General features: G+C 55.4%; 14 protein-coding genes. 5 read left to right on the forward strand and 9 right to left on the reverse strand.

What is annotated here, in order from left to right; all coding sequences use genetic code 11:
- Positions 1-169: 169 nt before the first annotated feature.
- The 4 genes from ACWIZX_RS07695 to ACWIZX_RS07710 are packed head-to-tail and all read right to left on the reverse strand — an operon-like array spanning position 170 to position 4073.
- The gene (locus tag ACWIZX_RS07695; protein ID WP_448335352.1) at positions 170-460 is read right to left on the reverse strand and encodes a GIY-YIG nuclease family protein; all 291 of its coding nucleotides are present in this window, start codon (positions 458-460) and stop codon (positions 170-172) included.
- Positions 457-2244 carry a M3 family oligoendopeptidase gene (locus ACWIZX_RS07700; RefSeq protein WP_448335353.1) on the reverse strand — a complete coding sequence of 596 codons (1788 nt, stop codon included), beginning with the start codon at positions 2242-2244 and terminating at the stop codon, positions 457-459. Before ACWIZX_RS07700 ends, ACWIZX_RS07695 begins: the two co-directional genes overlap by 4 nt.
- Positions 2241-3335, reverse strand: a complete 1095-nt coding sequence (locus ACWIZX_RS07705; protein ID WP_448335354.1) for a DNA methyltransferase — start codon at positions 3333-3335, stop codon at positions 2241-2243. The genes ACWIZX_RS07700 and ACWIZX_RS07705 overlap by 4 nt, the downstream gene beginning before the upstream one ends.
- A 36-nt stretch (positions 3336-3371) precedes the next feature.
- Positions 3372-4073 (reverse strand): CAP domain-containing protein, encoded by a 702-nt coding sequence (locus tag ACWIZX_RS07710; RefSeq protein ID WP_448335355.1) that lies wholly within the window; start codon positions 4071-4073, stop codon positions 3372-3374.
- A 329-nt stretch (positions 4074-4402) separates the two neighbouring features.
- On the opposite strand from ACWIZX_RS07710, the gene hutI reads away from it, so the two are divergent.
- Genes hutI through ACWIZX_RS07725 form a run of 3 tightly spaced genes read left to right on the forward strand, consistent with a single transcriptional unit; the run spans position 4403 to position 6994 of the window.
- The gene (hutI, locus tag ACWIZX_RS07715; RefSeq protein ID WP_448335356.1) at positions 4403-5650 is read left to right on the forward strand and encodes an imidazolonepropionase; all 1248 of its coding nucleotides are present in this window, start codon (positions 4403-4405) and stop codon (positions 5648-5650) included.
- 13 nt (positions 5651-5663) lie between these two features.
- Positions 5664-6302: an HD domain-containing protein gene (locus ACWIZX_RS07720; RefSeq protein WP_448335357.1), complete on the forward strand. Its 639-nt coding sequence runs from the start codon at positions 5664-5666 to the stop codon at positions 6300-6302.
- 41 nt (positions 6303-6343) lie between these two features.
- Complete coding sequence (locus ACWIZX_RS07725) at positions 6344-6994, forward strand: response regulator (RefSeq protein ID WP_322791975.1); 651 nt, start codon at positions 6344-6346, stop codon at positions 6992-6994.
- Positions 6995-7214: 220 nt separating this feature from the next.
- On the opposite strand, the gene ACWIZX_RS07730 is transcribed toward ACWIZX_RS07725, so the two are convergent.
- Both ACWIZX_RS07730 and dnaN read right to left on the reverse strand, forming a co-directional pair.
- Positions 7215-7703, reverse strand: coding sequence for a CBS domain-containing protein (locus ACWIZX_RS07730; RefSeq protein WP_448335358.1), 489 nt, complete (start codon positions 7701-7703; stop codon positions 7215-7217).
- A gap of 461 nt (positions 7704-8164) precedes the next feature.
- Positions 8165-9292 carry a DNA polymerase III subunit beta gene (gene dnaN, locus ACWIZX_RS07735; protein ID WP_322791973.1) on the reverse strand — a complete coding sequence of 376 codons (1128 nt, stop codon included), beginning with the start codon at positions 9290-9292 and terminating at the stop codon, positions 8165-8167.
- 203 nt (positions 9293-9495) lie between these two features.
- On the opposite strand from dnaN, the gene ACWIZX_RS07740 reads away from it, so the two are divergent.
- Together ACWIZX_RS07740 and ACWIZX_RS07745 are read left to right on the forward strand one after the other, a co-directional pair.
- Positions 9496-11553: an aldehyde ferredoxin oxidoreductase family protein gene (locus tag ACWIZX_RS07740; protein ID WP_448335359.1), complete on the forward strand. Its 2058-nt coding sequence runs from the start codon at positions 9496-9498 to the stop codon at positions 11551-11553.
- Positions 11546-11782, forward strand: coding sequence for a MoaD/ThiS family protein (locus ACWIZX_RS07745; protein ID WP_448335360.1), 237 nt, complete (start codon positions 11546-11548; stop codon positions 11780-11782). Before ACWIZX_RS07740 ends, ACWIZX_RS07745 begins: the two co-directional genes overlap by 8 nt.
- Here the strand turns inward: ACWIZX_RS07745 and ACWIZX_RS07750 are convergent.
- From ACWIZX_RS07750 to ACWIZX_RS07760, 3 genes are all read right to left on the reverse strand, one after another.
- The gene (locus ACWIZX_RS07750; RefSeq protein WP_322791970.1) at positions 11779-12696 is read right to left on the reverse strand and encodes a DNA adenine methylase; all 918 of its coding nucleotides are present in this window, start codon (positions 12694-12696) and stop codon (positions 11779-11781) included. The two genes, ACWIZX_RS07745 and ACWIZX_RS07750, sit on opposite strands and share 4 nt — an antisense overlap.
- Before the next feature lie 2 nt (positions 12697-12698).
- A complete protein-coding gene (locus ACWIZX_RS07755) occupies positions 12699-13088 on the reverse strand; it encodes a PD-(D/E)XK nuclease superfamily protein (protein WP_322791969.1) in 390 nt (129 codons plus the stop codon).
- A 149-nt stretch (positions 13089-13237) separates the two neighbouring features.
- The coding region (locus ACWIZX_RS07760) for a sigma factor-like helix-turn-helix DNA-binding protein (protein WP_448335361.1) at positions 13238-13357 on the reverse strand (120 nt) is incomplete at its 5' end.

Below are 13357 nucleotides of genomic sequence, written 5' to 3' on the forward strand. Positions count from 1 at the left end.
GCACCTCCGCCGTGCGGGAGATTGCCGCGCTCGCTCGCAATGACATGTCGCTCTTAATGTCACTCCGAGCGAAGCGACACTCGCCAGTGCTGACGGGAGTCCCCCCGCTACCTGTGCAACGGCATTACCGGAGATTGCCATACTTTTGAGTGACAAAGTTACAATACCTTCACAAATCATCTGAGAGGTCTTTCCATTCCGGGTTGACTGACTCAATTAAGGCAATCTTTTTACTTCTCGACCAACCTTTGATTTGTTTTTCCCTGCTAATCGCACTTTCTACACTCTCCGTTATTTCAAAATATACCAATTTGTGAATACGATAGCGAGATGTGAACCCGCTGCCGGTGCCGCGTTGATGTTCACTCACTCTTCGCACCAAGTCATTCGTTACACCCGTATATAAAACGGTATTGTACGCATTCGTCAGAATGTAAACAAAGTACCGCAAATGCCTCATTCAAGCGGAATTCTTTCCAATGCTTCAATCTGCTGGCGGATGAAGTCATAACCGCCCTGCCAGAAAGATGGCTGGCTGACATCCACGCCCGCTTCGCTCAACACTTTAATCGGCGCTTTCGAGCCGCCGGTCGAAAGAATCTTCAAATAACGCGGTTTGAAGGCTTCCCCTTCGGCTTTGTACTGCTGATAGAGCGAAAAGACCAGCAATTGACCAAAGGCGTAGGCGTACACATAAAACGGCACATCGAAAATGTGCGGAATGGAAACCCACTCCCAGCGGAATTCATCGCTGACCTCTACCGCATCCCCAAACTGGGTGTGCAGGTTGTGCATATAGGCATTCGCCAGTTCATCCACCGAGGCGCCTTGATGCACCATTTCGTGCGCTTCGCGTTCAAACAGGGCAAAGAACACCTGCCGTTGAATGGTGGCGTAGGCATCGTCAATCTGGCGGAAGAGCAAATCGCGCCGCACGGCCGGGTCGCTTTCCGTCTTGAGCAGACGGTCAATCAGCAGCATCTCGCCAAAGGTGGAGGCTGTTTCAGCCAGCGGCAGGTTGGAATGCCAGGTCAGCACGCTGTGATGGGCGGCCAGCATCGAGTGTATGGCATGCCCCAGTTCGTGCGCCATGGTGGCCATATCGTCGGCGCGCCCCTGATAGTTGAGCAGCACCCAGGGAGTCAGTTCCGGCACGGCGCCCCAGCAAAAAGCGCCGCCGCGTTTGCCTTTGCGAACCTCGCTGTCGAGGTGTTTTTCTTCAAACACCCGCCGGGCAAGATCGGCAATTTGCGGGTCAAATTCGCGGAAAGCGTCAAAAACGGTCAGCGCTGCCTGTTCGAAAGGATACTGTTTTTCGGCTTTGGCGACCGGCGCGTAAATATCATAACGGCGCAGGCGCTCCATTTTCAGCCAGCGCGCCTTAAGGCGGAAGTAGCGCTGGAAGACATCCACATTGCTCGAACAAACATCCAGCAGGGTATCTACCACGGCGTCCGGCAGGTCATTGACCAGATTGCGGGCAGACATGGGGGTGCGGTGCTTGCGCAGGTTGATCTGCTCGTTGCGCCAGTCGCGCACCAGCGCCTGATAAATTTGGCCCAGAATGGTGCCGTCGTTGCCATAGACGCGGTAAAGTTCCTGATAAGCCGCCGCGCGCAGGGCGGGGTCTGAACCGCGCACGTAAACCATCAATTCACCGCGGGTCAATTCTTTCTCTTCCCCGTTGACGGTGATTTTGAAGGTGTAGCGGTTGGTAATTGAGCTGTACAGCATTTGCAGCGCATTGACGCCGGTCACGTTCTTGATATTGATGATCTTTTCTTCCGCTTCGCTGAGGGTGTGCGGTTTGAAGTGGCGCAGGGCTTCCAGCCAGTATTCCAGATCGCCGGCTGCCGGCATCAGGCGGGCGGCGGCTTCATCCGAAAGGTCTTTCCACCACAGGTTGAAAAACAGGGTGCGGTTGGTCAGGTCGGCAACGAACTGCTCCACCCGGGCGGTCAGGGTTTGGGCGGTCTGATTTTGGGTATCTTCCGAAAACAACAGCCCGGCGTAAGCATACAGGCGCGAACCCAGATTTTGAATTTTTTCCAGTTGTTTGAGAATTTTCAAAAATTCTTCGACGGAAATATCCTCGTGCAGGCTGGCCCGGTAGGTTTCAAACTCGGCAACCAGTTGATCCAGAGTCTGGAAGGCGGTTTCCAGCTCGCTGCTGTGGGGGGCAGGGAACAAATCATGGAGGCTCCAGCGGGTTTGCTGATAGCGGATATCGGTTGTGGTCATCATTCTCCCTCTCTCGGTTTGAAAAGAATGGTTTTGAGTAGTTGGCGCAGGTGGTCAATGGGCAGAAATGAGCCATCTTCCGGCTGGCGGTAGTACCACACCTGCCAGCCGTTGAGCGGTGCAGCCTCTATCTGGCGGGCAATTTGATGGATTGAACCACGCATTCCATTATACTCGACTCGCCCGTCGGCTAACACCTGAGCGGTGAGATCGAGGCGGGCGTTGAAGTAAAGGGTCTGCCCGGCGTGCAGCAGGCCGTGTTCAATCAGCGCGCCAAAGGGGAGGCGCGGCTCGCGGCGCGGATTGGTTTGAACCAGCGTGACGGGCGGCGCAGCAGCGGCGTTTGCCAGCCGGCGGCGGGCCAGTTCCACATAATGGGGGTCGCGTTCGATGCCGATCCAGTGCCTGCCCAGCCATTGGGCAACCTCACCGGTGGTGCCGCTGCCAAAGAACGGGTCAAGCACCACATCGCCGGGGTTGGAAGAAGCCAGCAGAATGCGGTAGAGCAAAGCGCGCGGCTTTTGGGTGGAATGGGCTTTGCTGCCGTTTTCCCGCAGCCGCTCGCTGCCGCTGCAGATCGGCAGGTGCCAGTCACTGCGCATTTGCAGGTCGCCGTTGAGCGACTTCATGGCGTGATGGTTGAAGGTGTAGGGCTTGCCGCGCTGTTTTTGTGCCCAGATCAGGGTTTCGTGGGCGTTGGTAAACCGCACCCCGCGGAAGTTGGGCATCGGGTTGGTCTTGACCCACACAATATCGTTCAAAATCCAGTAACCCAGATTTTGCAGGTGATAGCCGACGCGGTAAATGTTGTGGTAGGTGCCGATCACCCACAGCGTGCCGCCGGGCTTGAGTACGCGGCGGCTGGCCGCCAGCCAGGCGCGGGTAAAGGCATCGTAGGCCTCAAAACCCTCAAATTGATCCCATTCATCGGTCACCGCCTCCACCCGGCTGTGATCCGGCCGCCATAGTTCGTTGCGCAGCTGCAGGTTGTAGGGCGGGTCGGCAAAAATCAGGTCAACCGACTCGGGCGGCAGGCGGTTAAGCACCTCCACACAGTCGCCTTCAATGACCTGATCGAGCGGCAGGCTGGACATGATTTAATTGTACCTGAAAAGCCGGACGGCGGCTTTTCAGCGCGTGCAGGCAGTTACACTCCCCTGCGGGTCGGCCGGTTGACCGAACCACACCACCGCATAGTTCTGATAAATGCCGATGCCCATCGCCTGCCAGTTCATCCCTTTCCAGATGCTGTCTTCGATCATCACGGCGTTGTGTCCGCTGCTGCTGGACTTCCAGCGGTCGAAAGCCTCCTCGGCGGTAGCCTGTGCACTGTGCCAGTAGGCGATCTCGTAGCCGTACGCCTGATAAACCCCGTTGGTGATTTCGCTCGGTTTGTACCACATGCCTTGTGCGTTCTTGTGATCATCCGTGTAGCACACCGGCGTCCAGTTACCCTTATCCGACCACGAATGCAGGTTGCATTTCTCCGTGACCGGCCGGTTATCGTACAGATCACGCACATGCGCCTGCGCCACCTGGGTCAGCGAGCGGGAAAAGGCAATCGGCTTTAATCCCTTTTCGGCGCGGTATTGATTGATCAGGTTGCCCAGTTTGACTTCTTCCTCGCTCAGGCAGGCGCCGCTTTGCTGGGCGGGCGGGCTGGTGGGCGCGCGGGCGATCAGCGGCAGGTACACCTTGTAGTTCGTACAACCGACCTCCGGTGTGCTTTCCGCCGCTGGAGATGCCTGAGCCATCGCCGGCGGCTGCCACAACAGGCCTGCCAGCAAAAGGAGAATTCCTGCCAAAAATACGGTTCGGTTGATGTTGGGCATAAAATCTTCCCCACCGTTGCAAATCAAAATAAAACCAAAGAACAATTTATTTATAACAAATTTCGATAATCTTAAGATGAAACTTTACAAATTTGTTAGCCGAATTGAGCACTGTCTGCCAGAGTCCATAAGGTTTAAGTAAATCAACCCAAAGGCGCAAAGACACGAAGAAGAAAAAAAGATCCTTTGCGTCTTGGCGATAATCCATACTTTTTGAACTTCACTTCTCCTACGCCTCTTTAAGTGCGATTGACCTGATTTGACCATCGCTTTGCCTGAAATCAGGATAAAATACAACTAATCTCAACCTGTTTCCCCTTTTTCACGCCATGCTCATCCACAACATTTCTCAATTATTGACTCTGGCAGGCGGACCGCAGCGCGGTACCGATTTGGGCAACCTGGGTCTGCTTGCTCATGCTGCTGTGCTGGTGCGCGGCGGCATCATCGAAACCATTGGGCCGGAAAATATCCTGCTGCAAACCTACCCCGCCGAACCGCGCTTCGATGCCGGCGGGCGGGTGGTGATGCCGGCTTTTGTGGACCCGCACACCCATCTGGTTTGGGCAGGTGACCGCGCCGCCGAATTCGAGCTGCGTTTGCAGGGCAAAACTTATCAGGAAATTGCCGCGTCCGGCGGCGGAATCCGCTCGACCGTGCGGGCGACCCGCGCCGCCAGCGTGGAAGAACTCAAAACGCAGGCGCGCCCGCGCATTCAGGCCATGCTGAACCACGGCACCGCCACCGCCGAAGCCAAAACCGGTTACGCCCTCCAGCATCCCGGCGAACTTCATCAACTGCAGGCGCTGCTGGAACTGGACGCCGAGGAGGAACTGGATATTTTCCCCACCTATTTGGGTGCGCACGATATTCCCCCTGAGTTTCAGGACAACCCGGATGGGTATGTGGATTTGCTGTGCGGCCGGATGCTGCCCGAGGTGCGCGACTGGTGGCAGTCGCACGCGCCCGGCCGCCCCTTGCCGTTTGTGGATGTGTTCTGTGAAACGATAGCCTTCAACTTAGAGCAATCCCGCCGTATTTTGCAAACCGCGCGCAATCTGGGTTTTCCGCTCAAAATTCACGCCGATGAGTTCGACAATCTGGGCGGGGCGGCGCTGGCTGCCGAATTGGGGGCGGTTTCGGCTGACCATCTGGTCAAGACCTCGCCGCAGGATATTTCCGCGCTGGCTGCCAGCGGCACGGTGGCCGTTTCGCTGCCCTGTACACCCTTTGGGCTGGCCGACCCGCACTACACCCCCGCCCGGCAGATTCTGGAGGCGGGCGGTATGCTGGCGCTGGCTACCGACCTGAACCCCGGTACGGCGTGGTGTGAGAGCATGCAGTTTGTGATTGCCCTGGCCTGCCGCTACCTGCGCCTGACCCCGGCGCAGGCGATTGCGGCTGCGACCATCAATGCCGCGGCGGCCATCGGTCAGGCCGAGCGGATTGGCTCGCTGGAAGCCGGAAAACAGGCCGACCTGCTGGTGCTGTCCGTCAGCGATTACCGCCATCTGGGTTATCGTTTTGGGGGTAATCTGGCGGCGCACCTTTTCAAGCGCGGTGAGTTGATTTACTAAACGGAGCAACCCAATGACCCTTGATTTGCAAACCGCCCGCCAGTGGTATCCGCTCAATGATCCGGTGCATGGCTTTGATCACATCGAGCGGGTGTACCGCATGGCCGAACGGCTGGCACAGGCCGAAGGCGCCGACTGGGAGATTGTGCGCGCCGCCGCGCTGCTGCACGATATTGAAGGCAGCCATCCCGGCGAAAATAACCGCGCCGGGCACCATCATCAATCGGCGGACATTGCCGCTGAAATTTTGCGCCGTGAAGGCTGGAAGGAAGAACGGATTGCCGCCGTTCAGCATTGCATCCGCGCCCATCGTTACCGCGATCAAAGCGAGCCGCCCGCCACGCTAGAAGCCAAAATTCTGTTCGATGCCGATAAACTGGATGTGTTGGGGGCAATCGGGATCGTGCGGGTGCTGGGCTATGCCCTGCAGAGCGGTCAACCGGCTTACGCGCCGCCTTCCGCCCGTTTTCTGGCAACCGGTGAGAAAGAACCCGGCGAACCGCACAGCGCCTATCACGAATTTTTATTCAAATTGCAGCATGTCAAAGACCGTTTATATACCGCCGCTGCGCGGCAGATTGCGGCTGCCCGCCACGCTTATTTGCAGGACTACTTTACCAGACTGATAAGTGAAATCAACGGCGATTCCTGATATACTTCCAGAAAGGATAAAAATTTTCAGGATAAAAAGCAATGAACATTCCCAGCGGACCGATTCTGGTAGTTGAAGATAACGCCAATGTGCTGGAATTGATCGAGACCACCCTGCGCTTCAAAGGCTACCCGGTGGTTACCGCCCGCAACGGGCAGGAAGCGCTGGAGCGGATTGCTCAGGAAAAACCGGCGCTGATTATCACCGATATCCTCATGCCGAAAATGGATGGCTACAGTCTGGCGCATGCCCTGCGCAAAGACCCGGCTACCCGCCGTATTCCTTTTATTTTTATCTCGGCTACCTACCTGACGCCGGAAGACAAAGCCTTTGCTTACAGTTTGGGGGCGGCGCACTTCATTGAAAAACCGCTGGACCCCGAGGACTTTTTGCTGACCGTGGCAGAAGTGCTTACCCGCCAGATGGCCACCGGCACGTTGCACAGCCCGATGGACGACGAAGATTTTTATGAAGGCTACCGCGAGCGACTGGAAAGCAAACTGCGCCACAAGCAGACTCAAATCAGCCGTACCGAACGCCTGCTCAGCACCCTGCCGCCAGCCCAAAAGCCGGCCTTTGAGGCGCTGCTGGCGCAGGCAATTGCCGACCGCGATGAAATTCAGACAGAGCTGGATCAGCTGCTGAAAACGCTGGAAGAGTTTAAAGGCCGTCAGCCGCCCTCCAAAAAGTAAATTACCCGGCTTTGGGATAAGCGCAAAACCAGGACCGTAGCAAAATGAACTCCCTCCCACCTCACCCAACATCGCTGAGGTGATGTTGAGGGAGGCGCAGGAGGGGGCCGAAAATACGGAAATGGATGCGAAAAGGATTTAACCCAAACGGACGTTCGTGAGGGAGAACGACCGAGCAGCCTGCACTTGTCGTGAAATGATTTTTTGAGAGAATTCGGTTTTACTCTTTTCTACCCACGTTCGGAAAACGCGGCACGGCCGGCTCGGTGGGTTCTTCCTCTTTGCCCATCACCTTGTCTTCCAGTTTGCTGATCAACTGACGCTGGCGCTGGATGATATTGTAGAGCACATCGCCAATCGAAATCACGCCGATCAGGCGGTCGTTTTCAATCACCGGCAGGTGACGCACCCGGTAGCGGGTCATCAAGTCCATGCACTCTTCTACGGTTTGATCCGGATGAACGGTGTGAACATTGCTGGTCATAATTTCGCGCACTTTGGTATCGCGCGAAGAACGCCCCTGCAAAATGACCTTGCGGGCATAATCCCGCTCGCTGATGATGCCGACCATGCGATCGTTTTCCATGACGATCAACGCACCCACATCCTTTTTCGCCATCGTGCGCAGGGCTTCAAAGACGGTTTCATCCGGCGCAATCGTCCAGATATCCGTGCCTTTAATTTGAAGAATATGTCGGACGGTGTTCATGCTGCCTCCTTTTTCAATGTCAAAAAGCGGTGATTGCTCTCCAAATCTTATTTTATACCATCCATTCCCCGCATTCAATTCTGTTTACAAGTTTTCATAGAAAATAGATAGAATTTGATAGTTTTTCGTCAAACCGCAACAGGTTACAACCCCTATGGCTTTCTCAAAGTTCCTTGATAATCCTAAACCTTTGCATCGAAACTCGAATTGTGGCGAAACAACCCCCACCGACCTCCCCTAATTTCGCTTTGGCGATATTGGGGGAGGCGCAGGAGAGGGCAAAATCGCTCGATTGGACGAATCCGTGGATTATTCAGAATAGACATCGCTCAGCGCCGGCCGGCTGCTGTTTGAGCGTTTTCGACTTTGATAAAGCCATGGTACAACCCGCGCCCCCGCCGGTTAAAAAAACTGCGCCTGCCGCGTGCGGTAAGCGCAGTTCTGTCCGTTGTGAAAATGGATCAGCCCAGGTGCATCGGCATGATCACATGCACAAAATCATCATCACCAATCGGTTTGATGGTTGCCGGGGTGTTGTTCTGGTTGGTTTCCAGCGCCACCGAGGGAGTTTTGATCACATCCAGCACTTCGCGCAGGAACTTGACATTGAAGGCGATCAGCAGCGGGTTGCCCTCGATATTGGCATCCACCTGAATCTGGCTGGCGCCGGTTTCTTCCGATTGGGCAGAAACTTCGACCACACCCGGCGCATCACTGCCCGGCAGGATGTTCAAACGCACCACATTGTTCCCCTCACGGGCAATGATCTCGGCCTGCTTACAGGCTTTGAGAAAGGCCGGCGTTGAAAGCACGGTGTGCGTTTTGAACGAGCGCGGAATAATGGCGCGATAATCGGGGAAGTTGCCGTCAATCAGCTGAGAAACCAGCTCGGCGTCCTTGACATGGAAAATAACCTGTCCGCGGCCGGGCGGGACGTTCATGGTCAGCATCTGCTCACCATCAGTGGCGATGCGCGCCAGTTCGGTCAGCGCGCGGGCGGGAATGATGACCGAAACTTCCTGGCGGACGGGGTTGCTGAGCAGGCCTTTGCGCACCGAGATGCGGAAACCATCGGTGGCTGCCATGGTAATTTGATCCTCTTTGATGTTGAGCAGCACGCCTTGCAGCACCGGGCGGGCTTCATCGGTGGAAGCGGCAAACACCACCTGCTGAATCATCTCTTTGAAGTCATTGACGTTCAGACTGACCCCCTCGGAAAGGTCCGGCACGGGGATGGGTGGAAATTCCTGCGCATCAATGCCTTTGATGTCGGTGTTGCTGCTGCCGCTGCGCACGTTGAGCGTCTGGGTGCGCGGGTCCAGGGTCAACTCAATCCGTTCACCGCTGAGCGTGTTGACTAAATCCTGAAAGGTGCGGGCGGGGACGGTAATGGCGCCGGCATCTTCGATCACCGCCGGTATCCAGCAGGTAATCCCCAATTCGAGATTGGTCGCCGAAAGGCGCAGCCGCCCGTCATCGCTGGCAATCAGGATATTGGCCAGCACCGGCAGAGTGCTGCGCGGCGAAACTGCCTTGGAAACGATGGACAATCCATGCGCCAGATGCTGCTGCTGGACGGATGCTTTCATGGAACACCCTCCTGAGGATTTGGGATACAGAAATTATATCAGAATCCCGCTCACTTCGTGAATCGCAACAGTGGGAAATATCCAATCGGCGGGCGGAAATTTAAATTAACGTGAATTCGGGATAAATTCAAAACCCGCAAGTAAAGCAATTACCCCCTCCCGCCTCCCCCTAAATCGCCCCAGCGATTTAGGTGGAGGTGCAGGTGGGGGTCAAATATCCTCAAAGGAATGGGAAGAGGATTTATGCCGAACTGAGGTTAAATTATTTCTACATCTTGAAACCCCCGCCCGGCATCCTCTATAATCAATCACAGAATATCACCCCGGTTGGAGGCAACATGCCCGGTTATTGCGGAAAAGTCCTTTGGGTCAACCTGAGCGATCGCAGCTGGCAGGAGGAAACGCTGCCGGACGAACTTTACCGCCGCCGGCTGGCCGGTGTTGGATTGGGCGTACACCTGCTGCTGGAACGCATCCCCGCCGGGGCAGACCCGCTGGGTGCGGAAAACATGCTTGGCTTCGTGGCCGGGATTCTGGTCGGCACAGGCGCCATGTTTGCCGGGCGCTGGATGGCGGTTGGCAAGTCGCCGCTGACCGGCGGCTGGGGCGATTCCAACTGCGGCGGCAACTTTGCCCCGGCAATCAAACAGTGCGGTTATGATGGCATTTTCATCTCCGGCATCTCCCGCGAACCGGTCTATCTGCTGATTGACGGCCAGACGGTGCAGTTTCTGCCCGCCGCTGACCTGTGGGGGAAAGATGCGGTTGAGTGTGAGGAAATTTTGGTTGCCCGCCACGGCAAAAAGGCGCGCGCCGCCTGCATCGGCAGCGCCGGCGAAAAACGCTCGCTGATTGCCGGTATCGTCAACGACCGCGGGCGGATTGCCGCCCGTTCCGGTTTGGGGGCGGTGATGGGCAGCAAGAACCTCAAGGCGGTGGTTCTGACGGGATCCCAACCCGTTCGCAGCGCACAACCGGAGGAAATCCGCCGCCTGAGCAAAGCCGTTGCCGGGCTGATGCCCAAAGGCGAACCGCCGCTGCGCTCATGGATGCTGCCGATTGCCGGGATGCTCATGGCGAAAAGCCCCAACATCTTCCGCAAGGATGGGCTGATGACCCTGCCGCCAATGCGGAAATGGGGCACTGCCTCCGGCAATGAGGTGGCGGTCAAGACCGGCGATGCGCCGATGCGCAACTGGCGCGGCACACCGGCGGGCTATCGCAGCGCAGCCATCAGCGCGGATGCGCTGATTCGCAGCGAGCGCAAGAAGTACCACTGCTACGCCTGTCCGCTGGGCTGCGGAGCGATCAACGAAATGGCGGGGGAATACCAGGAAACTCACCGCCCGGAATACGAAACCGTTGCCGCGCTCGGCCCGCTGCTGGGCAATACCGACCTGGATACCATTTTTTACCTGAACGAACGCTTCAACCGCGCCGGTATGGACTCGATCAGTGCCGGGACGGTGCTGGCGTTTGCGGTGCAGTGTTTTGAAGCGGGGCTCATCAACCAGCAGGATACCGGCGGGCTGCGCCTGAGGTGGGGCGATGCTGCAGCCATCCGCACTCTGGCGGATCAAATGATTCGGCGGGAAGGGTTTGGCGATCTGCTGGCGGACGGCGTGCAGCGCGCTGCCGAGCGCATTGGGCGCGGCAGCCAGCAATATGCCATGCACATTGGCGGGCAGGAAATTCCCATGCACGACCCGCGCGCCGATCCCGGCTACGGCGTCCTGTATACCGGGGATGCCACCCCCGCGCGGCACAACACCGGCTCACACCTGACCTACGAACTGCTCAAACCGTGGAGCCGGGTGGAGTGGGCTCCGCCCGTACCTTCCATGTATCCCGCCGCGGACATGTACCGCCCCAGCCGTGAAAACGCGCTCAAAATGGCGGCCTGCGCCATGCTCAAAGCCGTGATTGACGGCGGCGGTTTTTGCACTTTTGGCGCCCATATGGGGGTGGACAACCTTTCCCTGTTTGAATTCCTGAATGCGGCTACCGGCTGGAAACTGACCTCCTCGGAATATCTCGAAATTGGGCGGGAGGTGCAGTCGCTGCGCATGCGTTTCAACTTCAAGCACGGCGTGCATCCGGCTGAATGGCACATCCCGCCGCTGATTTACGGGCAGCCCCCGTTGCGGCGCGGCCCGCTCAAAGGCCGGCAGTTCGACTTGACCGCTCTGCGCCGCGATTTCTGGCAGGCAATGGGTTGGGATGCCGAAAGCGGCGCACCGCCGGAAGAAGGAAATGGCTGAAACCATCCGCGTGCAAATTTCGGCGCCTTTTGAAATTCCCGGCCAGGACACGGCTGGCTGGGTTCAACTGCCATCCGGCAGCCGGGTGAGCGACCTGTTGCGGCTGGCAAGACCGCCGCTGGCGCTGCGCCTGCTGCCGGTGGTGGTCAACGGCAAGACAGCCGGCCGCCGTCATGTGCTGCAGGACGGCGATCGGGTGGTGTTTTTGCTGCCAATGAGCGGGGGTTAGGAATAGATATACTCTTCGGAGTTGTTTACAAGATATGGCGCGTGATTTTCCAGAAGTCTTAACTGAATTTCCCTTTGCATAGGGTAATTGGCAATGATTAGTTCGGTTATTTTCCCGCGCTTCGAACCATTACAATTGATGGCTCGATTGGAATAAACTGTATCTCTGGAAAAAAACGGATAGGAAAATAAATTGGTTGTGATTGGTGTATCGGAATTGGAAAGAGTTACATAAACATTTTTTTTGGTCAATTCAATGCAAACATCGCGTAATCTCTCTTGATCCCGCAAGTTAAAACCATTTGAATAGTAAGAAGTAAAATTGGCGGTTTGGGAGAGCGGCACATATGGTGGGTCAAAGTATACCCAATCGCCGGGACTCGATTTTTGTAAGACGATGTCAAAGGGAGCGCAAATCAATTCAACCCTTTGCAAGGCATGAGAAACGGCTTTCAGGTTTTCCTCATCTAAGTATTTTGGAGACTTGTATTTGCCAAAAGGCACATTGAATTTTCCTTGGCGGTTGACACGGTATAAACCATTATAGCCGGTCTTGTTGAGATAAATCATCCGTGCGGCACGCTCCGGTAAAGTTAGACTCCACGGGTCTTTTGCGCGGAGTTCATAATAAAAACTTTTTTCGTGAGGAAAACAAGACAAGTATTCAATAACCTCATCAACACAATCCCTGATAGCCTTATAGGTGTCTATTAACTCTGCATTGATATCCGATAGAACCGCATGACGAATCTTTTTTTCGCGATAGAGGCGGAAAAAAATTGCACCACTGCCAACAAAAGGTTCGAAGTATGTATTGAAACTAACCGGCATGCGCTGGAGAATGTCGTCAGCCAGTTGTGTCTTTCCACCAGCCCACTTTAGAAACGGCTTGGGTAGTAATAAAGATTCTTTCATCGCTACAATCCGAAATACAAGCGTAACCAATCTTCTAATTCAGTATACCAAATAACTTTACCGGTGGACATTAGGTATCCTTTGATATTCTCTGAAAAGCCCTCGCCGCTAATGACCACAATACCGGGAATCGGCCAAAATGCAATATCTTGAACAGTTGCAAATATTTTTTCTTCAGCCGATCCAGGGGTGCTTTGATACTTGCATTCAATTCCAAGCCGCTTTCCGCTGTTTTTGTCCGTAACAACAACATCTATCGAACGTGCTGCTCCCCAAAGCCTTCTTGCAGCCTTTACTTCTCGTTTTGCTTCCAATCCCAGTGAATTAGCCAAATTGATGACTTGCTCTCTCAATTCGTTACCACTCTTGGGAGCGTTTGCTTTACCGGGCATTTTTATCTCTCCATAATAGAAAAGGGTTGGATAATGAAAGTTCCCACAAAGTTACGAATTGGGGAAACTCCAAAAATTGTATAAAATTAACTGTACTTGAACGAGAATTACAGTTAATTTTATACAAAAAAAGTATCTCGATTAGAATTTTACAGCAAATATTCCTTCAGTTGCCGCGAGCGGCGCGGGTGGCGCAGACGGCGCAGGGCCTTGCCTTCAATCTGGCGGATGCGTTCGCGGGTCAGCCCGAACTTTTGCCCCACTTCCTC

The sequence above is a fragment of the Bellilinea sp. genome (genome assembly GCF_053501535.1).

Bases quoted from the DNA above. Each gene is read 5' to 3' on its own strand.
- ACWIZX_RS07695 (WP_448335352.1), bottom strand. From the start codon at position 460: ATGAGGCATTTGCGGTACTTTGTTTACATTCTGACGAATGCGTACAAT.
- ACWIZX_RS07700 (WP_448335353.1), bottom strand. From the start codon at position 2,244: ATGATGACCACAACCGATATCCGCTATCAGCAAACCCGCTGGAGCCTC.
- ACWIZX_RS07705 (WP_448335354.1), bottom strand. From the start codon at position 3,335: ATGTCCAGCCTGCCGCTCGATCAGGTCATTGAAGGCGACTGTGTGGAG.
- ACWIZX_RS07710 (WP_448335355.1), bottom strand. From the start codon at position 4,073: ATGCCCAACATCAACCGAACCGTATTTTTGGCAGGAATTCTCCTTTTG.
- hutI (WP_448335356.1), top strand. From the start codon at position 4,403: ATGCTCATCCACAACATTTCTCAATTATTGACTCTGGCAGGCGGACCG.
- ACWIZX_RS07720 (WP_448335357.1), top strand. From the start codon at position 5,664: ATGACCCTTGATTTGCAAACCGCCCGCCAGTGGTATCCGCTCAATGAT.
- ACWIZX_RS07725 (WP_322791975.1), top strand. From the start codon at position 6,344: ATGAACATTCCCAGCGGACCGATTCTGGTAGTTGAAGATAACGCCAAT.
- ACWIZX_RS07730 (WP_448335358.1), bottom strand. From the start codon at position 7,703: ATGAACACCGTCCGACATATTCTTCAAATTAAAGGCACGGATATCTGG.
- dnaN (WP_322791973.1), bottom strand. From the start codon at position 9,292: ATGAAAGCATCCGTCCAGCAGCAGCATCTGGCGCATGGATTGTCCATC.
- ACWIZX_RS07745 (WP_448335360.1), top strand. From the start codon at position 11,546: ATGGCTGAAACCATCCGCGTGCAAATTTCGGCGCCTTTTGAAATTCCC.
- ACWIZX_RS07750 (WP_322791970.1), bottom strand. From the start codon at position 12,696: ATGAAAGAATCTTTATTACTACCCAAGCCGTTTCTAAAGTGGGCTGGT.
- ACWIZX_RS07755 (WP_322791969.1), bottom strand. From the start codon at position 13,088: ATGCCCGGTAAAGCAAACGCTCCCAAGAGTGGTAACGAATTGAGAGAG.